This is a genomic window from Phycisphaerae bacterium (assembly GCA_028714855.1).
In the GTDB taxonomy this organism is placed as follows: Bacteria; Planctomycetota; Phycisphaerae; order Sedimentisphaerales; family Anaerobacaceae; genus CAIYOL01.
In genome coordinates this window covers 156,043-180,171 of the sequence record JAQTLP010000005.1, presented here as the reverse complement: position 1 = coordinate 180,171, position 24,129 = coordinate 156,043, and the positions used below count along the sequence as shown (strand labels likewise).

23 protein-coding genes and 4 tRNA genes are annotated in these 24,129 nt (G+C 47.2%); 18 read left to right on the top strand and 9 right to left on the bottom strand.

Features of this window, described 5'->3' with window-relative positions:
* Nucleotides 1-10: 10 nt before the first annotated feature.
* The 3 genes from folD to PHG53_05640 form a co-directional block, all read right to left on the bottom strand.
* The gene (folD, locus tag PHG53_05650) at nucleotides 11-898 is read right to left on the bottom strand and encodes a bifunctional methylenetetrahydrofolate dehydrogenase/methenyltetrahydrofolate cyclohydrolase FolD (GenBank protein MDD5381104.1); all 888 of its coding nucleotides are present in this window, start codon (nucleotides 896-898) and stop codon (nucleotides 11-13) included.
* Between the two features lie 42 nt (nucleotides 899-940).
* Entirely contained in the window at nucleotides 941-2,710 is a 1,770-nt protein-coding gene (locus tag PHG53_05645) for a formate--tetrahydrofolate ligase (GenBank protein MDD5381103.1), read from the bottom strand.
* 217 nt (nucleotides 2,711-2,927) lie between these two features.
* Nucleotides 2,928-3,010 (bottom strand) — tRNA-Tyr (locus PHG53_05640).
* A gap of 488 nt (nucleotides 3,011-3,498) precedes the next feature.
* Here PHG53_05640 and PHG53_05635 point away from each other — a divergent pair.
* The 4 genes from PHG53_05635 to PHG53_05620 all read left to right on the top strand — a co-directional run bounded on the left by PHG53_05635 (nucleotide 3,499) and on the right by PHG53_05620 (nucleotide 6,332).
* On the top strand, nucleotides 3,499-4,752 hold the full coding sequence (locus PHG53_05635; protein ID MDD5381102.1) for a DNA methyltransferase: 1,254 nt from the start codon (nucleotides 3,499-3,501) through the stop codon (nucleotides 4,750-4,752).
* Nucleotides 4,753-4,772: 20 nt separating this feature from the next.
* Entirely contained in the window at nucleotides 4,773-5,405 is a 633-nt protein-coding gene (locus PHG53_05630) for an MjaI family restriction endonuclease (GenBank protein ID MDD5381101.1), read from the top strand.
* 493 nt (nucleotides 5,406-5,898) lie between these two features.
* Nucleotides 5,899-6,240 carry a hypothetical protein gene (locus tag PHG53_05625; GenBank protein ID MDD5381100.1) on the top strand — a complete coding sequence of 114 codons (342 nt, stop codon included), beginning with the start codon at nucleotides 5,899-5,901 and terminating at the stop codon, nucleotides 6,238-6,240.
* Between the two features lie 20 nt (nucleotides 6,241-6,260).
* A tRNA-Thr gene (locus tag PHG53_05620) sits at nucleotides 6,261-6,332 on the top strand.
* A 12-nt stretch (nucleotides 6,333-6,344) separates the two neighbouring features.
* Here the strand turns inward: PHG53_05620 and PHG53_05615 are convergent.
* On the bottom strand, nucleotides 6,345-7,244 hold the full coding sequence (locus PHG53_05615) for a type II secretion system protein (GenBank protein MDD5381099.1): 900 nt from the start codon (nucleotides 7,242-7,244) through the stop codon (nucleotides 6,345-6,347).
* A gap of 251 nt (nucleotides 7,245-7,495) precedes the next feature.
* Between PHG53_05615 and larE the strand changes: the two genes are divergently transcribed.
* From larE to PHG53_05600, 3 genes are all read left to right on the top strand, one after another.
* A complete protein-coding gene (larE, locus tag PHG53_05610) occupies nucleotides 7,496-8,323 on the top strand; it encodes an ATP-dependent sacrificial sulfur transferase LarE (protein ID MDD5381098.1) in 828 nt (275 codons plus the stop codon).
* A gap of 400 nt (nucleotides 8,324-8,723) precedes the next feature.
* Nucleotides 8,724-9,113 carry a hypothetical protein gene (locus PHG53_05605; GenBank protein MDD5381097.1) on the top strand — a complete coding sequence of 130 codons (390 nt, stop codon included), beginning with the start codon at nucleotides 8,724-8,726 and terminating at the stop codon, nucleotides 9,111-9,113.
* 163 nt (nucleotides 9,114-9,276) lie between these two features.
* Nucleotides 9,277-10,188 carry a pentapeptide repeat-containing protein gene (locus PHG53_05600; protein MDD5381096.1) on the top strand — a complete coding sequence of 304 codons (912 nt, stop codon included), beginning with the start codon at nucleotides 9,277-9,279 and terminating at the stop codon, nucleotides 10,186-10,188.
* 102 nt (nucleotides 10,189-10,290) lie between these two features.
* Here PHG53_05600 and PHG53_05595 read toward each other — a convergent pair whose 3' ends face one another.
* Genes PHG53_05595 through PHG53_05585 form a run of 3 tightly spaced genes read right to left on the bottom strand, consistent with a single transcriptional unit; the run spans nucleotide 10,291 to nucleotide 12,825 of the window.
* Entirely contained in the window at nucleotides 10,291-11,247 is a 957-nt protein-coding gene (locus tag PHG53_05595; protein ID MDD5381095.1) for an ROK family protein, read from the bottom strand.
* Nucleotide 11,248: 1 nt separating this feature from the next.
* Nucleotides 11,249-12,232: a UDP-glucose 4-epimerase GalE gene (galE, locus tag PHG53_05590; GenBank protein ID MDD5381094.1), complete on the bottom strand. Its 984-nt coding sequence runs from the start codon at nucleotides 12,230-12,232 to the stop codon at nucleotides 11,249-11,251.
* Complete coding sequence (locus PHG53_05585) at nucleotides 12,229-12,825, bottom strand: hypothetical protein (GenBank protein MDD5381093.1); 597 nt, start codon at nucleotides 12,823-12,825, stop codon at nucleotides 12,229-12,231. Before PHG53_05585 ends, galE begins: the two co-directional genes overlap by 4 nt.
* A gap of 170 nt (nucleotides 12,826-12,995) precedes the next feature.
* Between PHG53_05585 and PHG53_05580 the strand changes: the two genes are divergently transcribed.
* Both PHG53_05580 and PHG53_05575 read left to right on the top strand, forming a co-directional pair.
* A complete protein-coding gene (locus PHG53_05580) occupies nucleotides 12,996-13,937 on the top strand; it encodes a tyrosine recombinase XerD (protein ID MDD5381092.1) in 942 nt (313 codons plus the stop codon).
* 127 nt (nucleotides 13,938-14,064) lie between these two features.
* Complete coding sequence (locus tag PHG53_05575; GenBank protein MDD5381091.1) at nucleotides 14,065-16,386, top strand: hypothetical protein; 2,322 nt, start codon at nucleotides 14,065-14,067, stop codon at nucleotides 16,384-16,386.
* Here the strand turns inward: PHG53_05575 and PHG53_05570 are convergent.
* A complete protein-coding gene (locus PHG53_05570) occupies nucleotides 16,369-17,667 on the bottom strand; it encodes a phosphatase PAP2 family protein (GenBank protein MDD5381090.1) in 1,299 nt (432 codons plus the stop codon). The genes PHG53_05575 and PHG53_05570 overlap by 18 nt on opposite strands.
* Nucleotides 17,668-17,869: 202 nt before the next feature.
* Between PHG53_05570 and PHG53_05565 the strand changes: the two genes are divergently transcribed.
* A complete protein-coding gene (locus PHG53_05565) occupies nucleotides 17,870-17,992 on the top strand; it encodes a hypothetical protein (GenBank protein ID MDD5381089.1) in 123 nt (40 codons plus the stop codon).
* 97 nt (nucleotides 17,993-18,089) lie between these two features.
* On the opposite strand, the gene PHG53_05560 is transcribed toward PHG53_05565, so the two are convergent.
* Entirely contained in the window at nucleotides 18,090-19,541 is a 1,452-nt protein-coding gene (locus PHG53_05560) for a radical SAM protein (protein ID MDD5381088.1), read from the bottom strand.
* A gap of 461 nt (nucleotides 19,542-20,002) precedes the next feature.
* Between PHG53_05560 and PHG53_05555 the strand changes: the two genes are divergently transcribed.
* From PHG53_05555 to rplA, 8 genes are all read left to right on the top strand, one after another.
* Nucleotides 20,003-20,075, top strand: a tRNA-Thr gene (locus PHG53_05555).
* Between the two features lie 178 nt (nucleotides 20,076-20,253).
* Complete coding sequence (tuf, locus tag PHG53_05550) at nucleotides 20,254-21,480, top strand: elongation factor Tu (protein ID MDD5381087.1); 1,227 nt, start codon at nucleotides 20,254-20,256, stop codon at nucleotides 21,478-21,480.
* Nucleotides 21,481-21,575: 95 nt separating this feature from the next.
* The gene (gene rpmG, locus PHG53_05545; GenBank protein ID MDD5381086.1) at nucleotides 21,576-21,743 is read left to right on the top strand and encodes a 50S ribosomal protein L33; all 168 of its coding nucleotides are present in this window, start codon (nucleotides 21,576-21,578) and stop codon (nucleotides 21,741-21,743) included.
* 38 nt (nucleotides 21,744-21,781) lie between these two features.
* Nucleotides 21,782-21,854: transfer RNA gene (locus PHG53_05540), tRNA-Trp, on the top strand.
* A gap of 82 nt (nucleotides 21,855-21,936) precedes the next feature.
* On the top strand, nucleotides 21,937-22,323 hold the full coding sequence (secE, locus tag PHG53_05535; GenBank protein ID MDD5381085.1) for a preprotein translocase subunit SecE: 387 nt from the start codon (nucleotides 21,937-21,939) through the stop codon (nucleotides 22,321-22,323).
* A gap of 71 nt (nucleotides 22,324-22,394) precedes the next feature.
* Nucleotides 22,395-22,937, top strand: coding sequence for a transcription termination/antitermination protein NusG (gene nusG, locus PHG53_05530; protein MDD5381084.1), 543 nt, complete (start codon nucleotides 22,395-22,397; stop codon nucleotides 22,935-22,937).
* A gap of 10 nt (nucleotides 22,938-22,947) precedes the next feature.
* On the top strand, nucleotides 22,948-23,412 hold the full coding sequence (rplK, locus tag PHG53_05525) for a 50S ribosomal protein L11 (protein ID MDD5381083.1): 465 nt from the start codon (nucleotides 22,948-22,950) through the stop codon (nucleotides 23,410-23,412).
* Nucleotides 23,405-24,079 carry a 50S ribosomal protein L1 gene (gene rplA / locus PHG53_05520; protein ID MDD5381082.1) on the top strand — a complete coding sequence of 225 codons (675 nt, stop codon included), beginning with the start codon at nucleotides 23,405-23,407 and terminating at the stop codon, nucleotides 24,077-24,079. Before rplK ends, rplA begins: the two co-directional genes overlap by 8 nt.
* Nucleotides 24,080-24,129 lie beyond the last annotated feature (50 nt).

The window sequence follows — 24,129 nt, the reverse complement described above, 5'->3', positions numbered from 1 at the left end:
GAATTCGATATTAAATTTTCCCGGCAGCCCTCTTGGCGGATTCCACTGTATTGTAGAGCAGCATTGTTATAGTCATCGGTCCGACTCCGCCGGGGACAGGAGTAATCACGCTCGCCTTTTCCTTGACTGCTTCAAAATCAACATCGCCGGTCAGCCGATATCCGCTTTTCTTGGTAGCATCTTTAACGCGGTTGACGCCCACATCAATTACGGCTGCGCCGTCCTTTACCATGTCCGCGGTTATAGTTTTGGGCCTGCCTGCGGCGGCAATGATAATATCGGCTTGGCGGGTGTGGTGGGCAAGGTCTTTTGTTTTTGTGTGGCAGACCGTTACGGTGGCGTTGCCGGTTTGACTTTTCTGAATGAGCATATTCGCAATGGGCTTGCCGACGATATTGCTGCGTCCGACGACTACTACGTGGGCGCCTTCGATTTTAACGCCGTTACGCTGCAAAAGTTTAATGACGCCGTGCGGCGTGCAGGGCAAAAATGCCGGCTGTCCCGCCACCATTTTGCCGATATTGGTCGGATGAAAACCATCGACGTCCTTGTCAGGGCTGATTGCGAGAAGAACTTCGCCTTCATTGAGATGTTTGGGCAGAGGCAGCTGGACCAGGATACCGTTTATTTTTGGGTCGGCATTCATTTTGTTGATTAGAGCAATCAAGTCCTTCTGTGTGATATCTGCAGGCAGACGGTTATCATCGGAGTAAATCCCCAATTCTGCGCACGCGCGTTCTTTTGCAGTAACATAAGATTGTGATGCGGGGTCCTCACCTACGAGGATGACTCCCAGTCCAGGCACGATATTTTCTTGTTTCAGCGATGCTGCTTCTTTTTTCAGCTCTGCCTGCATTTCCGCTGCTACTTGTTTTCCGTCGATGATTTTTGCTGCCATTTGTTTACTCCAGTTCCCGATTACCAGTTACCATTTGTCATTCTAAAACATTCCCGTTACTTTTCCGGTTTTTAAGTCCACGTCGATGCGCCTAAAAGCCGGGTCCGAGCTTGTGCCAGGCATCAGCTTAATCTCGCCTGCCAGCGGTACGATAAAACCTGCCCCTTTATACACCATAAAGTCGCGAATTGGAAGTTTCCATCCCTTTGGCCGGCCCTTAAAATCAGGATTATGAGACAGACTCAAGTGCGTCTTGACCATACACGTGCCGAAGTTCTTGAAATCCTCGTTCTTTTCGAGGGCTTCCGCCTTTTTCAATGCTTCTTCTGTGTATGTAACACCATCGGCGCCGTAAACTTCTTTGGCGATTAATTCCACCTGTTTTCGCAAAGGTGTCCCCAATTCATAGAGGAATTTGAATTTACTCTTTTCCTTGCAGGCCGCAATGACGGTTTCGGCAAGCTCGATTGCGCCGTCTCCGCCTTTCAGCCAGTGTTCCGAATATGCCGCCAAAGCGCCGTTTTGTTCCGAAATTTTACGCGCCAGTTCGATTTCGGCTTTGGTATCGGCGCTGAAGCCGTTTATGCAGACAACGGGACGGACACCGCTTTTCTTCACCGTTTCAATATGAGCGATAAGATTGTCGCAGCCATCCTCGACCCACTTGAGATTTTCTTTTGTGTATTCCTTATCGAGCGGTAATCCCGGCTTGACCACGGGGCCGCCGCCGTGCATCTTTAGCGCCCGAATGGTGGCGACAATAACCACCGCGTCGGGTTTAAGGCCCGACATCCGGCACTTTAAGTTCCAGAACTTCTCGAAGCCGATGTCAGCGCCGAAACCACTTTCTGTAACGTGATATTCTGACAATTTCGTGGCGACCCTGTCGGCGATAATCGAGCTTTGGCCTATCGCGATATTTGCGAACGGCCCCGCGTGGACAAACACCGGCTGGCCTTCGATAGTCTGCAGCAGGCTCGGATTGAGCGTTTCCAGCATCCACGCCGTCATCGCGCCGTCAACTTCGAGGTCGGCTGTGGTAACTTCGTTTCCGCTTTTGCTGTATGCGACTACGATTTTACTAATTCTTTCCCGCAGGTCCTTCAGGTCTCTGGCCAGCGCCAGTATCGCCATCAGTTCGCTCGAGACCGCGATGGCAAATCCGGATTCCATCTCATAGCCGTCCATCTTGCCGCCTTTGCCGATAGTTATATTGCGAAGTGATTGTGCGCAAAAATCCATCACCCATTTCATTTGTACCTGATCCGGGTCGATATCTAATCTCTTTAAATTTCTTTTTGCTAACTGCTCATCAGTATAGTTTCTCTCGTGCTGCATTCGGCTGGTCAGTGCCACCATTGCCAAATTGTGTGCGTTCGTGATGCAGTCGATATCGCCGGTAAGACGAATTGAAAACGGCACCAGCGGAATACATTGGGCCAGCCCGCCTCCTGCTGCCGAACCTTTGATGTTAAATGTCGGGCCGCCGCTTGGCTGTCGAATGGCGCCGGTCGCCTTTTTACCTAATTTCCCCATCCCTTCAATCAATCCGATTGTTGTCGTGCTCTTCCCTTCTCCCAAAGGCGTAGGAGTGATGGCGGTAACGTCGATGTATTTTGCGCTTGGCTTGGTTTGACCTTTCAGTCTTTCTAAGACCTTGACATAATCGATACGTGCTAACTGCCGTCCCATCGGCAGCACCTCATCGTCGGCCAATCCTAATTCTTTAGCCAACTGACTGACGGGTTTCATAGATTGCTCTGCCGCTTCAGCAATCTGCCAATCCTTCATCTTGGTTGGGTCAAGTTTCATAGATTATCCTCTTAAGATTTTGTCAAATTTAACGCTCTCTATTATCATCGGTGGGGGGGTGTAAGAAATATAAGACGAAAGCCTTCTTTTTGCACTATCCTGCTATTTACGGGCTTATTACCCGTGTCTTTCGTTACAATTGTGTTTATTAGTGTTAATTCGTGGTTAATTGAAAATCGACAAAATCAGCTTAATCAGCGATTAAAAACTCGGAAAATGGGCCGGGTTGGAATCGAACCAACGTAGGCTTGCGCCAATGGGTTTACAGCCCATCCCCTTTGGCCGCTCGGGCACCGACCCTTAATTTGAGTAGTTTAATTATTACCAATTGGTTTTACAAGAAAAATTGTCTTATTCTTGTTTAGCCCCGTCATCTTGATGACGGGATTCAGATATTTAGCCCCGCAACCTGTCTCGCCGAAGGCGGATTTATTGCGTGGGTTACAGAGCCGCGACAGTAATGGAGCGGTAATCCAAATATGTTTAGCCCTCAAGCCTGCTTGGGGGTTGGTTAGCCCTGCCGCTCGCGGCAGGGGTTACTATGCCGGCGGGGTGCCAGAGTTTACCCCGTGAGATGCCTGCCCCGCCTGTCCCGTGAGACGCGTCTTTTGCTGTCTAACTGGGATGAGATGTGAAATTATCTCTTCGGGGCGTGGAAGTTTACCCCGTGAAGTGCTTTTGCTACTTCATCGGGGCTATCTCACCGGGGCGAGGGATGCTTTATCTTTATTGCCTCTTGCAAATTATTCGGCAAGGTTTACACTAATGCCTATGGGAAAGAAATCTGTATGACAAAACACAAAATTATAATCGGTGATTCAAGACAAATGACTGAAATAGATGATAAATCTATTCAGCTTATCATAACTTCGCCTCCTTACTGGCAATTAAAAGATTATGGCAACGGCGGTCAGATAGGTTTTGACGATACTTACGAAAATTATATAAACAATCTTAACCTTGTATGGAGCGAGTGTTTCCGAACACTCGAGGATGGATGCCGATTATGTATAAATATCGGCGATCAATTTGCGAGGTCGGTTTATTATGGCAGATATAAAATAATTCCAATCCGCACCGAAATAATCAAATTCTGTGAAACAATAGGGTTCGATTATATGGGGGCTATTATTTGGCAAAAGGTCACAACCTGTAACACTACCGGCGGTGCTACGATTATGGGTTCTTTCCCGTATCCGCGAAACGGAATTATCAAAATCGATTATGAATTCATTCTGATTTTTAAAAAGCCCGGCATTTGCAAAGCAGTGCCAAGAGGTATCAAAGACAAATCAAAACTGACCACTGAAGAATGGAATCAGTATTTTGTCGGCCATTGGAATATCCCAGGTGAAAAACAAAATGGCCATCTGGCAATGTTTCCGGAAGAAATCCCCCGCCGGCTTATTAAAATGTTTAGTTTTATCGGCGATACAATATTGGACCCGTTTATCGGGAGCGGGACAACATCTCTGGCAGCAAAAAACCTCGAAAGAAATTCAATAGGGTATGAAATAAACCCTAATTTCATACCTGTTATCAAAGAAAAACTTGGTTTAAAGGAAAAAGAATTTTTTGATAAGTTCAGCATCGAACTTGCACAAAACAGAGAGGATGAAATTGACTGGAAAGAGGAAATAAATAAATTGCCTTATGTTTTTAAAGATCCCGTAAAATTCGACAAAAAAATCGACCCTCGGAAATTACAGTTTGGTTCTAAAATTAATGGCGATAGCCAAAAAAGACAGGATTATCATAATGTAAAAAAGGTTATTTCTCCTATAGAACTCGAACTTGATGACGGTCTGAAAATTCGCCTGATAGGTATAAAAGAAAAAGCTGAAAAGAAAGCCCAAGCTATTGAATTTTTGCAGTCGAAAACCAAAGGCCAGAAAGTTTTTATGAAATTCGGCCATACGAAACACGACAGCCAAAATAACCTGTTGTGTTATTTGTATTTACAAAATAAAACTTTTATTAACCGCCATCTGCTTAAACAAGGCTTTGTGGAAGCAGATAACACTGCACGGCAGCTTAACTGAGTTCTTGAAGAGGAGTTTAAATGCCTAAAGAATGGATACTAAACGGCGCAAATATGCGATGGGGACTTACACGCAAGAATAAAGTTGGCCCTGTCGCTGAGCATATAAGAAAATGTGCCCCGAAGAAAGTGGAAGAGTGGGAGCAATATTATTATTCAAACGTATATGCTCGGGAACATTTAGAGCAGCTTGGCAGGACACTGTTTATAAAAGTGACAGAAATTTGCCATGCTGAGATAGAAAGCATCACCGAACAGGATTGTATTAACTTTTTAATTGACCTTGTTATTTCGAGAACATTCGATGGTTACAAATCTGAAATTCAAACTATTTATGGCCGTCTCGAAAAAGAATTGGGAGTAAAAATCCTCCCTGCGCCTGATGAATGGGACAGAGGTTATAACGTTGATTTCTATATTGATGTCAAAGGAAGCTACGTCGGCCTACAAATTAAACCGGCTGGTTTCGCTTATATTACACAAATAATAAATGAGCTCGAATTCCAAAAAAGTACACATGAGAAATTCACAAAAAAATATGGGGGTAAAGTTTTTTACATTATTTCGATAACCGAAGGAAAAAACAAAATCATTCACAATCCTCAAGTTATCCCTGAAATTCAGCAGGAAATAAAACGATTAAGCGAAAAGTGAAAACAACGGTTTTGTTGTCTTTTCAAATTTTCAATCAAATGCGCAGGTAGTCAAACATCCAAAATGGTTTTTGGGGAAATTTTTTATCCCTTTAGCTATAACGACTTAGCCAAAACCGCACCCCTATAAACCCCACATTTTTCGACACATTCGCGCAGGTTCGTCCTATTGTGGAAGGAGGTATGTATTGTCCGCCATAGCTTCAGCGACGGCGGAAGCTATGGTTGTTTGCGCAGAAGGAAAAAATCAATCAAAATGAATAAATTATGCAAAACAAAGCCAATTTTCAAAAAGCTGAAAATGAATTTAACCTCAATATACACAATGACTAATAACAAAAAACTGCCAACAATGAACTGCCAAAAACAAAGCCAAACAAAGCCAATTTTAAAAGGCAGGCGGTGCGGAAATTTCGTTAATCTAAACCGTTTACGGCTTATCAGAAATGAATTATAATCAGAACTATCGTTATTATTTGAAAAGGGCAAATGAAATGAAAGCTATACTGGTTGTTTTACTGATTAGTTCGGCGTTTGTATTGAACGGCTGCGTAACGGTAACAGGCAATACCGTCAAAGCCGAGGGCAGCGAGATACAGGTCTATCGAACATCAGCTATGAATGATGTCGATGTTGTCAGTAACCTGTCGGACCAGGCCAAAGTCGATGGATACAAGGCGATAGCTGCAAGAACTGATTTGACGCAGGCTGAACGGGATTATCTTGTCCAGGCCGTTAAGAAAGATTCGCTGGACCAGAAGCAAAAGGATGAGATTTTACTCGTATTGCTCAATAATCCGACGGTGGGTTCCGGCGGGTCTAATGTAAAAAAATAAGCCCATATATGGCGTTTGTTGCCGATGTAGCTCAACGGTAGAGCACGGCTTTCGTAAAGCCGGGGTTGTGAGTCCGATTCTCACCATCGGCTTTGTCTGTTTTTTTATTCCGCCCCCGCAAAGTTGTACACATCTTTTGTTCTCATGCTGCCGCCGTTGCCGAATATCCCATCTCCGCCTGCGGAAATAAGAATATAGCTGTTCTTATTGTAAGGTCTTTCAATGGGCAGGGCACTCTCATCCATTGTTTTCTGATAAAATACGTAACCTGGTTCGTTGCCATATTTATCTTGATAAAGCGGGTGTACGATGCTTGGGCTCCAGGGCACGCCAAGTTCGAGAAGGTCCTGGTTGTCGGTGTAATTGTAAATATTATCTGGATTATCAGGGTAATTAGCATCGTGCAAAAGCTTGGCTGGGTCTGCTCTGTAGTATAATATAGGCATGCCGAGCTTTGTTCCTTTGCTGTTTCTCAGTTCATTGCGTTTATAAACATCGCTGAGCAACGCTACTTCATCTGGAAAAGGAAAGTCTCCTATATTGGTACCATACAAGCCGGTTAAAGAAGAGAGTTGGACGTCTTTGGCTTCCAGGTACTCCTTTCTCTTTTTTAAGTTTTCGTAATACCAGGGAGCGTCTGTAAAGGGAGGGTATAATTCAGTATCACCAGTGCCGTCATCGGCAGTGAATTTTGAATCAGGGTTGAATCCCAAACCATCCTGTCCTGCCATTGCTTCAGCAAGCTTCATTGCGCCGCAGTATGGCTCGTCAGTGGTGTCTAATGCACCTGAATCCGGATATTCCCCATAATCAAATTCGTATGTTTGCAGTCCTGTCTCGATATTACGAAACTGATTCTTTTGCGTTGTATATCTGGCATACCACCTTATCATGTTCAAGGCTGGTAAAAGGGCGCCGACAAGAATTACAATAATGCTCATAATGGTCAGTAGCTCTATGATAGTGAAACCTGTTTTGGCATAGATTTGGCTTTTTGATTTCATTTTATTCTCCTTATCCTAAACGGCAATAAACCGCAATGCCCGTAAAGGGGGTATATCGGCTTTCAAGTTCTCTTATATTATACAACATTAAGGCTTTTTGGCAAGGAAATTATAAATAGGACAATTGGTTATTGGGACTGCAGAAAATGTTGGATAGCATAGGCGTTTTTGCTTGTAGAGGCGGGAAGAAAGGTTGTATATTGAGACAGAGCCGGATTTAAGGCGGTGTCAAAACAGATGTTAAGATTATTATGAATCTGAAAGAGAAGTACAATTCGCTTCAAAGAATCCTTAAGAAGCTGGATAAAGTGATTGTCGCATACTCCGGCGGAGTGGACAGCACGTTTCTTTTGAAAGCGGCGGTTGAGACGGTCGGTGCCGAGAGGGTGCAGGCTTGTATTGCTGAAGGGCCATCGCTGCCGAGGAGACAATATTTGCAGGCGGTTGAGACGGCGAAGAATATAGGTGTTGAGGTTGAGACTATCAGGCCAAATGAGATGGCGGATGCGGCATACGCAGCCAATAAGGCGGACAGATGTTTTATTTGTAAGTCACATCTTTATAAGCTGTTAGAGGATATTGCGAAGGAACAAAAATTCGGCAAAGTAATTTGCGGATGCAATTTCGATGACAAGAACGATTTTCGGCCTGGGAACAGGGCGGCGGAGGTTTTTGGGGTGCGCAGCCCGCTGATGGAGGCAGAGCTGACTAAGGAGGACATTCGTAAGTTGAGTAGAGAAATGGGGTTAGCGACGGCGGACATTCCGGCGTCGCCTTGCCTGGCTTCAAGGATTGCGTATGGGCTGGAAATTACGGAAGAGAGATTGATGCAAGTCGAGAAGGCAGAGGAAGTTATGAGAGGGCTTGGGCTGGTGGAATTTAGGGTGCGGCACCACGATAGACTCGCGAGAATAGAGGTCAAACAGGGGGATTTCGAGAAGGTTTTGGTGAACCGAGCGCGGATTGTAGAAAAGCTGCAAGGGCTTGGCTTTAAGTATGTTACGATTGATTTGCAGGGGTTCCGGTCGGGGTCGATGAACGAGATATTGACGGAAGAGGAGAAGGCGGAAAATAGATAAGATAGGGGGAATGGGGTAGCACCAAACGCGCAAGTTTGTGTTTTTAAATGGTAGAAAATGGTAAAAAGTTGTAGAAAATTGCTAAAAATGCGCGCAAAAGTGAGACAAAATGCACAGAAATGATTGAAAATTGCAGGGAATTTTTTACCCCCCTGCGCATTTGATTGAATTCCGCTCAGGTGCCGCGGGGGCTTTTTAAAAGGTGTTTGCGGGTTTTGAGTTTGGGGGTAAAATAGGGCGGTGAAACTTTATTGCGCGGTGGTGCTGAGGCCACAATGAGGGACATTAGCAGGTTGTGTAGGTTGATATAAATATGACAGAACTGCTATACATTTTATTGTCCACTCTGATGCTAATAGGAATATTTGTATTGGTTTACCTAAAAGGGAAAACGCTACAAATGGTTTTTAAAGGTATGGGAGAAATACTGGAGGAAAAGAAAAAGAAGAAAGACTTGGTAAACTATCTAATTAACAGCAATATCTCGGCTATTGATGTCAATCAGGGTCAAAAGCCGAATATCCACGTCACCAACGTCCAAGCTATTGATAAATTCAAGAGTTCTCTCGGGAAAAATGAGGTATGCAAACTCCACAAAAAGGAAAGATATGACGGCCCCATATTTGAGATACATGTTTCCGGTAACAAACACATCTTTGTATCATATTTTTCCCCGAACCACCAAGAAGATGTGTTTGTAAAGCTTTTGGACAAATATGAAAAGTATTATATTAAATTTCCAAGCCTAAAATGTTGGCTGGACGAGAATCTTTTTAAAAAGCAGAAATAAAAAGAATTGCTCCCTGTATTAGTTTGGGGCTTTTTGAATTTGAGGGTAAAATGGGGGACAGCGTGCAGCGGAGGATATTGATCCTTCGACGATGCTCAGGATGCTCGCAAGCGGACTCGCAGTTTTGGGTAGTGTGATTTAACATATTTTTTTAGGGGAAAAGATGAGTGAGGAAGGAAAAAAGGGAGAAGAAAAAAAGTGGATTGAAGAAGAGCTTCGGTTTAGTAAGGAGCAGTATGATTTTCTAAAGAAATGTTCAGAAGAAGGTGCGGAGGGTATAAAAAAGTGGAATGAGTGGCGCAAAGAGCATCCGAAAGAGGAAATTTGGCTGCAAAATGCCGACTTTACGAGAGCCTATCTGGAAAATACCAAACTTCGGGGAGTCAATCTGCAAGATGCCGACCTTTGGAGAGTTGACCTTCAAGGTGCCCGACTTTGGGATACAAAACTGCAAGATGCTAGTCTTAGGGGGGCAAGTCTGCAAGGTGCTGTGTTTGGTGGAGCTGAACTCCAGGGCGCGGATTTTTCACATGCGATTGTAGATGGTGAAACGTTGATTTGGGAATGCAAGGTTGACCGCTTAACAGATTTCCGTGGAGTGGGTTTGGATAGTGTGCGTATAGATGCTGCGACGAAGCAATTGTTGGAGTATAATATACGGCGGATGAATTGGGAGGAGTGGTATGGGGAACATTGGTTATTGAGATGGCCGGTGCAGGCATTTTGGGCGATGAGCGATTACGGGATGAGCACGCTGCGGGTTATGGGGGTGTTCCTTATATTGGCGCTGTTATTCGCGGCGGTATACCGTTTGTGGCCAAACTTTGTTATGGTTAATGGAGTTGTTGGTGATATTCGGGGGTTCTGGCATGTTTTATATTTTTCGGTAGTTACGATGACAACGCTGGGATTTGGCGATATAGCCGCTAATCCAGATAGCTGGTGGGGCCAGACTTTATTAATGGCGCAGGTGATTTTGGGATATGTTCTGCTGGGTACGCTGATAACACGTTTCGCAGTATTATTTACGGCGGGCGGGCCAGCGGGGAAATTTGCGAAGGGGGAGAAAAAGTAATCACAAGCGAATCTATTAAGTAACCCCCAAGATAAACTTGGGGGCTAACCGAGATTTTAATACCGCTTACTTACTTTGTGACCCTCGCAATAAATTGCGGGGCTAATTATTCTTTGCGAGGGCTGCTGCGCCGATGATGCCTGCGTCTTCACCGAGGGTTGCGAAACAAATCTCGACGGTTTCTTTTTTCAATTTCCAAACCTGCTCGTTGAAATAATCTTTGATTCTGTTCAACAAGATGTCACCAGCGGCAATCATTCCGCCTGCGAAGACGATGCGCTGCGGGTCTGCGGTGTGCAGGGCATTGATGCAGAGGATGGCAAGGGCTTTTGCTGTTTCGTCGGTTATTTTTTTTGCGAGTTTGTCGCCGGTCTTGAGGTGGTCGTAAACATCTTCGCAGGTGATTTGGCCGGATTTGTCGAGGACTTTTTTCAAACTTGAATTTTCTCCGGCATTTAGGGCTTCTGTAGCTCTTTTGGCGGTATTCGAGGCGGAGGCATAGGCTTCTGCGCAGCCTTTTTGGCCGCAGTTGCATAGGCGGCCATCGGGGTAGATTATGGTATGGCCAAGCTCGGCGGCGTTGCCATCGAAGCCGCGAAGGAGTTTGCCTTCGGAGACAATGCCGGCGCCGATGCCTGTGCCAAGGGTGAAGAAGACCATATCGGTGACGCCTTTGCCGGCACCTGCGGCGAATTCGCCGAAGCAGGCGACGTTGGCATCGTTGTCGAAGACGACGGGACAATGCAATGCGTCCGAGAGCATCTGCCTGATGGGGACATTTTTGAAGGCAGGCATATTTGTGGGGTTAGTTAAGATACCCGCTGTGTAATCAGCAGGTCCCGGTGTGCCGATGCCGGCGGCAGATATATCAGAGGAAGTGAAGCCGCATTCTTTGACGAGCTTATCGACGGCGGCGAGCATTTTTTCGACGACCGCCTGGGGGCCAGAGTCGGCATCTGTAGTGATTGAAATTTTTTTCAGTAAATTCAGGCGTGTATCGAAGCAGCCGATTTTGATATTCGTGCCGCCAACGTCAATACCAATCAATAAGTTTGCCATATTATTCCGGATAGCCATTGGGGAATTTGTTGTGCCAGAGCCAGGCGGTTTCGATTATTTTTTCGAGGTCTGTGAATTTTGGTTTCCAGAGGAGCTCGTTAATTGCCTTGGCGGCGTTGGCGGTCAATATCGGGGCGTCGCCCGGACGGCGCTGCGATTCGACGACTTTGAAATTTTTGCCGCTGACTTTTTTAACTGTTTCGATTACTTCTTTGACTGAGCAGCCATTTCCGTTACCGAGGTTGTAAATAAGCTCCGATTGATTATCGAGTTTGTTCATCGCCAGCAGGTGTGCCCTGCAGAGGTCTTCAATATGGATGTAATCGCGGATGCAGGAGCCATCGGGCGTCGGGTAATCAGTGCCGTAGATTTTGATTGAATCTGTTTTTCCCATAGCGGCGGCGATTGTCAGGGGGATGAGGTGTGATTCGGGGCGGTGGTCTTCGCCGAGCGTGCAGTTGTTTCCGGCTCCTGCGGCATTGAAATATCTAAGCGAGGCGTAGCGGAGTTTGCCGGTGGCGTTTTGGTAGTGACATATTTTTTCGACCGCCAGTTTTGATTCTCCGTAAGGATTGATGGGCGCTGTCGGCGCGTTTTCCGAGATACGGGCCTGTTTGGGCAGGCCATAAACGGCAGCGCTACTGCTGAAGATAAATTTTTCCACGCCCGCGGCCTCCATCGCGCTCAATAAGACCTGGGTACAGGAGACATTGTTGTGATAGTATTTAAGCGGGGCCTGCACGGATTCTCCGACTTCAATCAATCCGGCGAAGTGGAAGACGGCATCGATTTTGTATTTTTTGAGTGTTTTGACGAGGAGGTCGTAATCGCCCAAATCACCTTTGACGAACTCGCAATCTGCGACGGCTGCCTTGTGGCCTTTGCTGAGGTTGTCGTAAACGACGGGGTCGTGTTTTTCGGCGGCGAGGGACGGCACCATATTACTACCGATGTAACCAGCTCCGCCGCAGACGAGTATTCTCACAGCGATTTTCCCTTTTGCATTTTGGCGATTTTGTTTTCGATTCGCTTCAAAATCACTGTAGCCAGATTGGCGTCGTTGCCCAAATTGACCCAGGCCATACTTTCTTTCTGCCTGGGGTTCATTACGAACGTTTGTTGTGTGGAACTGCTCTGCGAAAACATTTCATAAACCCGCGAGCTGCTGCGGAACTCTTGTTCGGGCATGTTAAGTCTTTGAACATTTACATTGCAGCTGAGGCACAGAAGCGTATCCTGGTGTTTTACATTTATTTCCGCGATTCTTCGAATGGTGTGGAGGTTTGCTTCTGCGGAGTCGAAAGACCCGACATTATCTTTGCGCCAGAATTCGAAGAATTGGGCTCCAGCGAGGGGCCTTGTTTTTATAACGCCGAGGTTGGCATCAGATTTTGCGACAGTAAAATACATTTTAGCCAGAACATCTTCGGCGATTTGCATTGCCTGCTGTTTGTCGATACCAGCGGGGCAGATTTTTTCGACAGTAACACCTTTGTATGGTTTTGCGCAGCCGGCTGCGAAAAGTGCACAGGCGATAAGGGCATAGGAACGTAAGTTGATTTTGAGTTTTCTATTCATTTCAGATTTTCCCGAATTTTGACAGATTATATATGCGTCGAGCATTTAGCTCAAGAACCATTTTTTTTCAAAACAGTTGCCATATTATCCGGCCGGGCTTTACAACTAAAGATTAACTTGTTTTAAGGCCGATATTTATGTTAGTAGTCAGCGTTTGAAAGCAGGGAGCGATGGCGTCAGTGCAGTTACAATCTGTTGGTGAGAAGTTACTGTCTTTACCTTTAGGCAAGGAGGCCAAGGGTTTTCTGGATTACCTGACGGTTGAGGCAGGGCTGGCGAACAACAGCATTCTGGCATACGGGCGCGACCTTGCGGATTTTCTGGAATACTGCAAGGGGAGTAAAATCAGCCGACTGGACCAGATAAAGCCTGCCCTTATCCAAAAGTATCTGCAAATCCTTACAAAAGACGAGCGGAAAAGTGAAAGCTCGATTAAGCGCAGTCTTGTTGCCGTGAGGATGTTTCTCCGGTACGGCAGACTGACGGGTCTTGTCGAAGATGATTTTGGCGCAATCCTCGAGGGGCCGAAGCTGTGGCAGAGGCTTCCGGTTATTTGCAGCAAGAAACAGGTTATCGACATCATTAGTGCGGTTAGTCCAGAGGAACCTTTTTATCTTCGTGACCGGGCGATAGTCGAATTGCTTTATGCCACCGGAGTGCGAGCCAGCGAATTGGCGGGCCTGAAAACGGGTGATTTGAACCTTGACGTCGGATACCTTCGCTGCATAGGCAAGGGCAACAGGGAACGTGTAATCCCGGTCGGCAAGGCTGCGATTGGGGCGACAGCTGAGTACCTGCGGGAGCTTCGTCCGAAGCTGGTCAAGCCATTCAGCGGTGATTTTTTGCTGCTTTCCCGAACAGGGCGGCCTATGGGGCGTATTGAAATCTGGAGATTGATAAAGAAATATGCAATCCGTGCAGGTATGCCAAGAAAATTAACCGTTCATACATTGAGGCATTGCTTCGCGACGCACCTGCTGGCCGGCGGGGCGGATTTGCGAAGCGTGCAGGAGATGCTCGGACATGTTGACATAGCCACTACCCAGATTTATACTCATGTTGACCAGGAAAGGCTGCGAGAGATGCACAAAAAGTTCCATCCGAGGCCTTAAGGCGGCTGCTGTTTGAAACAGTTTTGAATTTTTGAAAATGCAGGAAAATTTTGTGCAAAATTTATGTCCCAATGGAGAAAATAGTCGATAGGTAATTTATGCGAGCAGAAGGCGGGGATTATTTAGGATGGACAGGTTAAAGAGCAGGAATTTGCCCTTGGTTATCACGATGACTGCAAAGAGATTGTATCCGGTGATATTGCTATTAGTATTGGCGATAGGCTGCCAGCCTGCGGCTTCGCCCCGAGGCGAGCAGGCGGGCGTTGAACGTGCGAAGGCAGGGCGAGCTTCTGATAAAGTTAAAATGAATGCCAAAGCCGAGCTTAGCCTCGGCAGACAACTGAAAATCAACAAAGACGCCTTGCTGCGGGGCGCAAACGAACAGATACGCATCGATGCGGCGACGGTAATGCTGTTTAGTGAAGACCCCCAGGGGCGAGAAATTCTGCTATTGGTGTTGGGGCGGGAGGAAAATAGCGCTGCACGGATAGCTGTCTGCAAGGCATTGGGTCAAGCCCGCGGGATGTCCGAATCCATAAAGTCAGAGGAGGACTTCGTCGAGCCTCTGATTAACATTTTAGCCACGAAGGATTTTGGCGAGGCCAAATTGGCTGCTGAGGCGACGTTGCTTTTCAAGTATGAGCAGATATCCGGGCCGCTTGAAAAGATGGTATCGGACGGAACGCTGCCGGTCAAGGCGAGATTGAATGCGATATACGCGCTGAAACTTCAGCCGGATATGAGGGCGATATTTAAGATTATCAGGCTGCTCGATGATCCCGAAAAGCAGGTGGCGGCCGAGGCGGAGGATACGCTGCATTCGTTAGGCATACCAGTCGGCGAGGACGCAAAAACTCGCGAACAGATTATAGATGAACTCAAGCGCAAAGGCATAAACGACTTCCTGCGTGATTGGCTGGTTCGGCAGGAATCGCAGATGCGCAAGATGGAAACTGAATTGGACATGTGGCAGGGGATGTATTTGTTATCGTTAGATAAAATATATGACGGGATAAGTGATGATGCGGGTAAGGGCCGGTTTTTAGCTGAGTGTCTGGGTGATTCCAAAGATGTAGTTAGATTGTGGGCATTGGAGAAGGTTTCACAGTGGCGTGTGGGGACAAAATCGGAATTACCAGTCGAGCTCGGGCCTGTTTTAGTCAATCTGGTTTCGGACCAGAACAGGGACGTTCGGCTGAAAACGGCGGGGCTATTGTCTTTGATGGGGCAGTTGGATTCATCCCAACGTTTGCTGCAACAACTCGAAGTTGAACAGGACGACGGGGTTAAGACTGAGTTGTTTGCTGCGCTCGGCGGGGCGTGCTACTATGCCTTTTTACCCGGTTCAGAGGTCAAAGTACCGGAGGAAGTAAGGAAAAAGACTCTGGAATGGGCGACAAAGTTCCTTATCGAAGAGAATCCCAAAAAGGCGCAAAAAGGTGCGGAAGTTATAAAGAAGCTTATTGAGCAGAACGGGTTAACTACTGGTGAGGTTGACAGGTATCTTGGATTGCTTGCGGAAAGATATAATCTGCAAAAAGATAAAGCAGACGGCGCCCTGCGAGGAGAACTGCTTGGCGTAATGGCAGACCTGTGCGGTCCTCGCAGTATCCACAAAGCGGAAGCTGCAAAGGCATTCGGGCCCTTTTTTGAAGAAGGCCTAAGCGATAAAGCAGATTTGGCGCGTGAGGCCTCAGTGGAGGGGCTGATAAATATAGACAAGACTACTGCGCTTGGCAAACTGAAAGAGGGTTTTGCGAATGACAGCAGTGCGAAGATAAGGCAGAGAGTGATAGAACTTGCCGGCGAAGTCGGCAACAGCGATGATTTGACGTGGCTTGCGGAAAAGCTGGGCTCAGCCGAGAGCGAACCTGCCTGGAAGGCGATGCTGACGATATTCAAGGCAGTCGAAGCCGACGTATTGGATAAATGGGTAGGGCGGTTAAGTTCGCCAGATATGGAGTCCCTGCTCTCTGATGAGCAGATGATTTCTTTTCTTGAGATAGCGGAGCGCAAGGCAGGCGGCGAACAAAACGGAGAAATGCTTAAGAATGTGAGGGGGAAGCTGGCACAGCTTTACAGCAAGACCGGCAGATATGAACAGGCGGCGAAAAGTTTAGGGCTGCTGCGGGAATCTGGCGGAAGTCCGGAGGAGAAAGAAGCAATTTTGGCCCAGATGTTAGATGTGTATCTGAGGTGGCCGAAGATAGATGCCGCAATCCAATTGGTGAATAATTGTTTGTTGGAAAAGGATCTGGGCCCTGACAATGTTATAGTGCTGTCGATAGAGAAATATTTTGCTGAACCGTCAGCTACCTCTGACCCTAACGTTGTGTTAGGGGCACTTGTTAAAATAAAGACCGCGGAGGACAGGCCGATGTGGGCGGAGCAGGTGCGGCAGTGGACTAAACATCCTGGTCAGGCTGGGGACTTAAATGAACCTCCGTAACATCACCATACCCAATCCAACCAGCAAAAGCGTTGCGGGTTCGGGGACAGGTAACAGATAATTAGCTAATACGTAATCGCTTAATGCCGCACCGAAGTCTCTTCCTGTGTAATCAGAAAAATCGAAATGAATACCGCCGTAAATCCTGCTTTCACCCGCCTCAATCGCAGCTTCGGAAAAGCTGTCAAATGAACGATAGACGCCCGGCAGTCCATTACTGTCAGTAACAAAAGCGAAATTATCATAGCCAACAAGGCCTGCCAGAACTTCAGCGGCGGCTCCGCTGAAGGTGCTGTGTCCGCTTGTGTATTCAGGGAATGGTGGTGTTGACAGGAGAGGGAGCCAGTCTGTGTCGCCGACAGTAAGAGGATTTGTGTCATTTTCGCCTTCGCGGACAGCGGTAATAGGCCGCCAGAACAAAAATTCATGTTTGGCATCCCATGCAGATATTGCCGCGTCAGCCAGAGAAATATTCAGCAGTGCAAAAGCTCTAGCATTGTCGTATTCGGACCAGCTCAACTGTGCGGCTGCTGTCTGTGCGATTTTGTTCCAATGGCCCGGCGGTGTATAGGTGCCTACGCCATCTGCCCAGAAATAGGCTATTTCGGTCTGATCCGGCGTTCTGAGACTGCTGTTTACGGCACCATAATCTTTTACTTCATTGTAAGCTGCTGTATATTCGGGGCTTGAAAGATCGGGCGGGCCTGCAGGTCTGAACTGGGAACCGCTTTGAATCGCAAACGGTGTAACAGAACCCCATAGCGGAAGCAGACTTGGCTCGTAGTTTGGCGGGGTTGGCCGCCATTCGCCCGGGTCTGTGCCTCCGTTATAAATGAAATTATTGTTGCTTCCGTCGTTGCTCCGCAAGTCCAACATTTCAGAGGCAACCGTTAGCCCAGTCGCAATTCCATCATTGACAGACTGGCCCGGCCCAAGTGAGGCTATATCACTGTTATATTTATTCAGGAATGTGGATGCTTGATTCGGAAGTAAATTAGAAAGGGTGTTGAACGCTGCGGATACGGAAGCGGCTTTAGCACTGGCGCCTGGCGCGACCACGGGACTGGAATTGTAAGATATGTATTGTCCCTCTATGGCGTTCATCGAATCGAAAATAGCGCAATGCAATATCGCCAATGCCCGCGTGGCGACCGGAGGCGAAAGACTCTCCTGCTTGATTGCTTCAAGGGCAATATTGTTCCATTCCAGAACGGAATCGGCATAACAGGAAGTTGAGAAGACAATAATTGAAACCAAAGCCACTGTGTATTTGTAACACATTCTTCCTCCTCGCAACTAAAAATTCACCCTAATACATACAGATAAAATTAGTCTACATTGGCCAGGTCATTTTGTCAAGATATTTCTTCTTGTCCAAAATTTATATGGCAATTATGGTATTCCTGTCCTGCTATGGAAAAAGTTTCCTATAGCCTCCCACGGCACAGAAATATCCCGATGAGATAGCGGCATCGGTGATGATTTGAGGTGTCTGGCGGAAAAGCTTGGCTCGTCCGAGAGCGAACCAGCCTGGCAGAGAGCGATTAAGTTCACAAGATACGGGGGCCAGGCCGATGTGGTCGGAGCAGGTGCGGCGATGGACTAAGCGCCCCGGTCATACCGCAGACGTAAATAAGCCGAGAAATTAGAGGCGGTTAAGGGGAATTTTTCGTAAGCAATTTGTATGTTTTTGCTCAGAGGCACTACTGAACTTTACTTTCGGAGATGTTAGCTGGGTACCGAAAAGTTTTGGCATTTCTTTGAATCACATAATCCAGCAGAAGCAAAGGCGTCATCAAGCCCAGTTTGGCCATCTGCCGGTAAGTTAGAATGTTGCAGTTGTGCATGGTGGTGAGTGTCTTGGCCAATTGTCCCGACCGAAGCATAAAACGATTGCGAATCCGATTGCGAATACGCCCGAGCCTTTTCCTGTCAAACTCGCGTGAATAGACATTCCCGTTTTTGCTGATGCGGCAGCCAGGCGTGTTTTCCACCAACTGCCGCAACGGTGAGAAGTTATCGACGCGAAGCATACTAAGGTTGATAGTGTGCGCTCCAAGCTCTTTGGCGAAATCAGGTATGGCCATCATTTCTTCCTCAGTCTCACCAATATTGCCATAGATGAAGTAGGCATGGTAAAAGAAGGGGAACTGCCGGAATACCGTAAACGCATCCCGAATCTGCTGTGTGTTAAATCCCTTGTTTAGCTGTTCGAGGATTCTATCGCTTGCGGACTCAATACCCAGCAGAAGCATTCGAAATCCCGCGCGGTAAGCTTTTTCGAGCATGCGTGGGTGCCTGGCCGCCTCGATTCTCGCATTAGCGAAGTATATTTTATCTATGCCTCTTTCTATGATTAAATCGCATATACGCTCAACGCGGTCCGGATTAACGAAGAAATTGTCATCAGCAAAAATAATCCTATTTCCCTTACAGGCTTCGATTTCATCTACCACCGATTCCGGCGACCGAGCGACGTAGTCACGCTTTTGTCCCAAAGGATTCACGCTGAATGTACAAAACTTACATTTGTAGGGACAACCCCGTGAACCGAGGATAGTGTCAAACTCAATTGGCAGCAAACGTATTCCATGAGCGACAGGGAAGTAGCGGTTTTGCCTCAGGCTGCGGTCCGGGGGAGCGATATCTTCGATAGGCTGGAGCGGCCGGTTCGGGTTGTGAATGATTTTACCATTATGCCTGTAAGACAGGCCAAGAATTCCATCCAACGGCTGTCCATCTGCAAGCTCCTGGATAGTCTGCTCGCCTTCCCCGCGAACAACAACATCGACGTTTGGGCATCGCAGAAAAACATCCTCCACCTTGTCGGTTGCCTCGCGTCCGCCGACAACGGTCATTTGGGCATGGGGCAATCGGCTGATATAATCACAAACTTTTTTGTATTGCGCCCTCCAGCCAATACTGATGCAAATCAAATCGATGTTTTTTTGGATAAACTCGAACATATTCCGAGGCGCCAGCAGAGACCGCTTATAACGGAGGTCAATCAGGCTGATTTGTCCTACGTGATCTTTCAGGGCGGTAGCCACGTACTCCAACCCTGTCGGCGGAAAGAAGTCTAAACCTGTGCCCCTTTCCCCTGCATAATAAGGATACAGGCATAGGGCGTGGCGGTACTTATGAGGCTCTGGCATATTTTACGTCCCTGATAAACCTTTCAATTCGGCGATAATATCAAAACCTTATTCGAATTACTACTTATTTAAGCTTCTTTCCGGGGTTAATGAGCCAAAATCGGGTTTGTAAGGCATCTGTATCCTAATTATACTATCAAAATCCATGTTATAACCTTAAGTGCGGGTCAGTGTACCGATGCGGCGATAAAGGCCTTTTCAGTATGATTTTCCGCGAAAAAGCGAAAAATTTGAATATTTTCAGATTTTTTTGTTTTTTTTGCATTTTTTTGGTTTTTATGTTTGCACTTTTACGGTTATTTTCATAGATTACCCGTTTTGCAATAAATAGAATCGGTGGACGCTATAAATTCCTGCGCTGATTGTTTAGGTTAATCGAGGCAGGAAAGAAGGGTGGAGCGCACCTTTTGTTTATTGTTTGACCGGCCGTTAGAATAGTGCCGAACGGGAAAAACGATATTGCTGCTGTAGCTCAGCTGGTAGAGCGCGTCCTTGGTAAGGACGAGGTCATGGGTCCAAATCCCATCAGCAGCTAAATGAAAGCAAGCCCTGTAGAGAAGGCTTATTTTGCAGTTGAGACACTTTATTCGTCGCTGTCATCGGATGGCGTGAGATATGGTTGTTTTGACTTGGCGTTTATATAAGGATTGAGATTTGTTTTAGAGGAAGAGAATAGGGATATAAAAAGTAACCCTACACATTGGAGGTTTATATGGCTAAAGCAGTATTTGAACGGACAAAACCACACGTAAACGTTGGAACAATCGGTCACGTTGACCATGGCAAGACGACATTGACGGCGGCGATGACGAAGGTTATGGAGTTTAAGGGGCTATGCAAGTTTAAATCATACGATGACATCGCCAAGGCGTCTGAATCTCAAGGGCGACGTGACGACACAAAGATTCTGACCATCTCCACAGCACACGTTGAATACGTAACGGACAACCGGCATTATGCACATATCGACTGCCCCGGCCACGCCGATTACGTCAAGAACATGATAACAGGAGCGGCGCAGATGGATGGAGCTATTCTTGTGGTCAGTGCAGCCGACGGCCCTATGCCTCAGACCCGCGAACACATTCTGCTTGCCCGTCAGGTCAATGTGCCGAAAATTGTGGTGTTCCTGAACAAGGTGGACCTTGTTGACGACCCTGAATTGCTGGATTTGGTTGAATTGGAGACAAGAGAATTACTTAGCAAATACGATTTCCCCGGAGACGAGACGCCAATAATCCGCGGTTCTGCGATTAAGGCGATGAGGGCTGCGAGCATTGACGACCCTGAGTGCAAACCGATAGTTGAGCTGCTCGATGCAATGGATAAGTATATACCGATGCCGGTGCGAGACGTCGATAAACCGTTTTTGATGCCGATAGAGGATGTTTTCAGTATAAAAGGCCGAGGAACGGTTGGCACAGGCCGAATTGACCGCGGCAAAGTTCATGTCGGCGATGAAGTGGCAATCATCGGATTGTCCAAAGATATACGAAAGACGGTTGTGACCGGCGTAGAGATGTTTAATAAGACGCTCGACGAAGGTCAGGCCGGTGATAACGTCGGCTTGCTCCTGCGTGGTGTAGAAAAGAATGACTTGCAGCGCGGCCAAGTTATTGCGGCACCAGGCTCGATTACGCCTCATACACATTTTGATGCCGAGGTTTACGTATTAACCAAAGAGGAAGGCGGACGTCATTCGCCGTTCTTTGCAGGCTACAAGCCGCAGTTTTATTTCAGAACGACCGACGTTACCGGTGCCGTCAAGGCGATAAAGAGCCGAGAAGGCAAGCCAGCCGAGATGTGTATGCCCGGCGATAACATAGCGATGGAGGTGGAGATTATTTCACCAATCGCTATGGAAGAAGGTCTTCGCTTCGCTATCCGAGAAGGAGGCCGAACGGTCGGCGCCGGAGTGGTGATCAAGATCATTGAATAAACGTATTTCTGAATAGTAGTTGAGCTCCATAAATATCAAGAGCCCTCCCGCTTTTTTGCTAATGCAAAAGCGGGGGCATAGCGGGGACAGGTTTTATGGCTAAGAAAAGCAAAAGAGAAGATGTATGGCTTGAGTGCAAACAGTGTGGCCATAGAAACTACCGCACGAATGTCAGTACAGCAGAGGGTGCGCCGAAAATAGAGCTAAAGAAGTTTTGCAGCAATGAACGAGCGCATACTGTTCATAAGATACGGCGTAAGTAATAAAAACCAGCCTGTGGTTGGCAATAGGAGAAAAAGATAGGCCAGTAGCTCAATTGGCAGAGCGTCGGTCTCCAAAACCGAAGGTTGGGGGTTCGAGGCCTCCCTGGCCTGTTCCGTTTCAGGGGGAGGGGCTTGGTGGAACCGATTGAAGGTTATAAGTTGAAGTTCGGAAGTTAAAAGGGATTGGTCAGATATGATATTTGGTATTTATAAACGAGGTCAGGCTAAATACACAAGGCTTGGCAGCGCTTTTGGTTTCGGGTTAGTAGCGGCGGTAGGATGTTTGCTGCTTTACCAGAAATTAGACGGCGCTGATATGGGCTTGTGGGTGTCGACAATGGTTCCGGTCGGCATAGCTGCCGGGTTTGCAGTTTTGATTTTTTGGCTGTCGAACAAGTCTTCGATTGCTGATTTTCTGATTGCAGCTGAAGGCGAGATGAAAAAGGTCAGCTGGTCAAGCAGAAAGGAAATAGCGGTTTCGACGTTTATCGTTATTGTGCTTGTGATTATTATGGCGGTGTTTCTTGGCTCTGCAGATTTAGGATTTAAGCTCTTTTTTACCGAGGTTTTCGGCCTTTAGGTTAGAACGTAAATTACTCGGATGGACCAGTCAGTATTAAACCGGTCAGATTTTTAGAGGCAGGTATTGGTATGCAGTGGTATGTCTTGCGAGTTGCGGCGAATAAAGAGATGCAGGTGAAAGAGGCTCTTTCCCAGAAGATGCAGAGGGAGGATTTGAAGGGTATTGTCGGCAGGATAGAGGTTCCCGTGGAGCAGGTTAAGCGTATTCGCGGCGGCAAGCAAACGGTCCATAAGCGGAAACTTTATCCTGGTTATGTTTTTATGGAGATGGAGCCGACGGTGGACGGACGGGTTTCGGAGTCTGCCTGGTTTATAATTAAGGAAACTTCCGGAGTTGGAGATTTTATCGGCACCGAAGGAATGCCTACTCCGATGCGCGATACAGACGTTGCCAAGATGCTTTTAGAGGCGGAAAAGCCGGAGGAAGCACCGAGCATCAAGGTCGAATTCAAGAAGGGTGACATGATTAAAATTCGGGAAGGCGCTTTTGAGAATTTCGAAGGGACGGTCGATTCGATCGATTCGAGCAGGGGGATAGTGAAGGTGATAGTTACGATATTCGGGCGAAGCACGCCTCTGGATATAGAGTATTGGCAGATAGAGAAGATATAGAGGACAAGTAATGGCCAAAGAAGTAGCAGTAAAGATTAAGTTGCAGGCTCCCGGCGGACAGGCGACTCCTGCCCCGCCGATAGGTCCTGCACTGGGACAGCACGGCGTTAACATCGGCCAGTTCGTTTCGCAGTTCAACGAACGAACAAAAGAGCTTAACGGAACAATTGTGCCTGTTGTGATAACCCTTTATAAGGACAAGAGTTTCAGCTTCGAGGTGAAAAGTCCACCTGCGGCGGTTTTGCTGAAACAGGCGGCGGAAATCGCAAAGGGCAGCGGCGTTCCGAATAAAGAAAAGGTCGGGAAAGTAACTCCGGAGCAGGTGCGTAAAATCGCCCAAGCCAAGATGAAGGACCTGAACGCGTACAGTCTGGAACAGGCCGTAAAAATTATTGAGGGTACCGCCCGAAGCATGGGTGTCGAGGTGGTATCTAAAGAAGCAGCAAGTGAGGTACCAGAAACGAAGCATGAATAAAGGCAAGAGATACAAAAAGGAATTCGAGCAGCGAAGCGACGAGCCGGTAAGCCTGGCTGAGGCGGTCGCAAAGATAAAATCGTTTAACTCAGTAAAGTTTGACCAGAGTATAGAATGCGTGCTGCATTTGGGTGTTGACCCAAAGCAGAGCGACCAATTGATTCGCGGCTCGCTATCTTTACCTCATGGGATAGGTAAGCAGAAGAAAGTTATCGCTTTCTGTGAGGACAAGGACATCGAGGCGGCAAAGGCTGCCGGTGCTATTGAGGCCGGCTGCGATGAACTGGTAAAGAAGGTTTCTGACGGCTGGCTGGATTTCGATGTTGCTATTGCATCACCGAAGGTGATGGGCAAGGTTGGCAAACTGGGCCGAGTTCTCGGGCCGCAAGGTAAAATGCCTTCGCCGAAAAACGGCTCGGTAACCGCCGATGTTGCGACAGCAGTAGCTGAGTTTGCTGCAGGCAAGGTCGAATTTAAGAACGACGCCGGCGGAAACGTCCACGTAATAGTAGGCAAGCAGAGCTTCGAGGCGGAGAAATTAATCGCCAATATCGAGGCATTTATTTCGCATATAAGGAAAATTAAGCCTGTATCAACAAAAGGCACGTATATCAAAAAAGTGTGCATATCTGCGGCGATGAGCCCGAGCGTAATAGTCAGCGTTTAATGTCCCCTGGCTATGGCGAGCGGGCAGGAGCGTGAAACAGTTATGGTAAG

What these genes read in the sequence shown, in the direction of transcription:
- PHG53_05630 (MDD5381101.1), top strand. Translation starts at nt 4,773, where the DNA reads ATGCCTAAAGAATGGATACTAAACGGCGCAAATATGCGATGGGGACTT.
- secE (MDD5381085.1), top strand. Translation starts at nt 21,937, where the DNA reads ATGATATTTGGTATTTATAAACGAGGTCAGGCTAAATACACAAGGCTT.
- PHG53_05570 (MDD5381090.1), bottom strand. Translation starts at nt 17,667, where the DNA reads ATGTGTTACAAATACACAGTGGCTTTGGTTTCAATTATTGTCTTCTCA.
- PHG53_05600 (MDD5381096.1), top strand. Translation starts at nt 9,277, where the DNA reads ATGAGTGAGGAAGGAAAAAAGGGAGAAGAAAAAAAGTGGATTGAAGAA.
- rplA (MDD5381082.1), top strand. Translation starts at nt 23,405, where the DNA reads ATGAATAAAGGCAAGAGATACAAAAAGGAATTCGAGCAGCGAAGCGAC.
- PHG53_05585 (MDD5381093.1), bottom strand. Translation starts at nt 12,825, where the DNA reads ATGAATAGAAAACTCAAAATCAACTTACGTTCCTATGCCCTTATCGCC.
- PHG53_05615 (MDD5381099.1), bottom strand. Translation starts at nt 7,244, where the DNA reads ATGAAATCAAAAAGCCAAATCTATGCCAAAACAGGTTTCACTATCATA.
- PHG53_05580 (MDD5381092.1), top strand. Translation starts at nt 12,996, where the DNA reads ATGGCGTCAGTGCAGTTACAATCTGTTGGTGAGAAGTTACTGTCTTTA.
- PHG53_05645 (MDD5381103.1), bottom strand. Translation starts at nt 2,710, where the DNA reads ATGAAACTTGACCCAACCAAGATGAAGGATTGGCAGATTGCTGAAGCG.
- PHG53_05560 (MDD5381088.1), bottom strand. Translation starts at nt 19,541, where the DNA reads ATGCCAGAGCCTCATAAGTACCGCCACGCCCTATGCCTGTATCCTTAT.
- folD (MDD5381104.1), bottom strand. Translation starts at nt 898, where the DNA reads ATGGCAGCAAAAATCATCGACGGAAAACAAGTAGCAGCGGAAATGCAG.
- PHG53_05605 (MDD5381097.1), top strand. Translation starts at nt 8,724, where the DNA reads ATGGTTTTTAAAGGTATGGGAGAAATACTGGAGGAAAAGAAAAAGAAG.
- tuf (MDD5381087.1), top strand. Translation starts at nt 20,254, where the DNA reads ATGGCTAAAGCAGTATTTGAACGGACAAAACCACACGTAAACGTTGGA.
- larE (MDD5381098.1), top strand. Translation starts at nt 7,496, where the DNA reads ATGAATCTGAAAGAGAAGTACAATTCGCTTCAAAGAATCCTTAAGAAG.
- rplK (MDD5381083.1), top strand. Translation starts at nt 22,948, where the DNA reads ATGGCCAAAGAAGTAGCAGTAAAGATTAAGTTGCAGGCTCCCGGCGGA.
- PHG53_05595 (MDD5381095.1), bottom strand. Translation starts at nt 11,247, where the DNA reads ATGGCAAACTTATTGATTGGTATTGACGTTGGCGGCACGAATATCAAA.
- nusG (MDD5381084.1), top strand. Translation starts at nt 22,395, where the DNA reads ATGCAGTGGTATGTCTTGCGAGTTGCGGCGAATAAAGAGATGCAGGTG.
- PHG53_05635 (MDD5381102.1), top strand. Translation starts at nt 3,499, where the DNA reads ATGACAAAACACAAAATTATAATCGGTGATTCAAGACAAATGACTGAA.
- rpmG (MDD5381086.1), top strand. Translation starts at nt 21,576, where the DNA reads ATGGCTAAGAAAAGCAAAAGAGAAGATGTATGGCTTGAGTGCAAACAG.
- PHG53_05575 (MDD5381091.1), top strand. Translation starts at nt 14,065, where the DNA reads ATGGACAGGTTAAAGAGCAGGAATTTGCCCTTGGTTATCACGATGACT.
- PHG53_05625 (MDD5381100.1), top strand. Translation starts at nt 5,899, where the DNA reads ATGAAAGCTATACTGGTTGTTTTACTGATTAGTTCGGCGTTTGTATTG.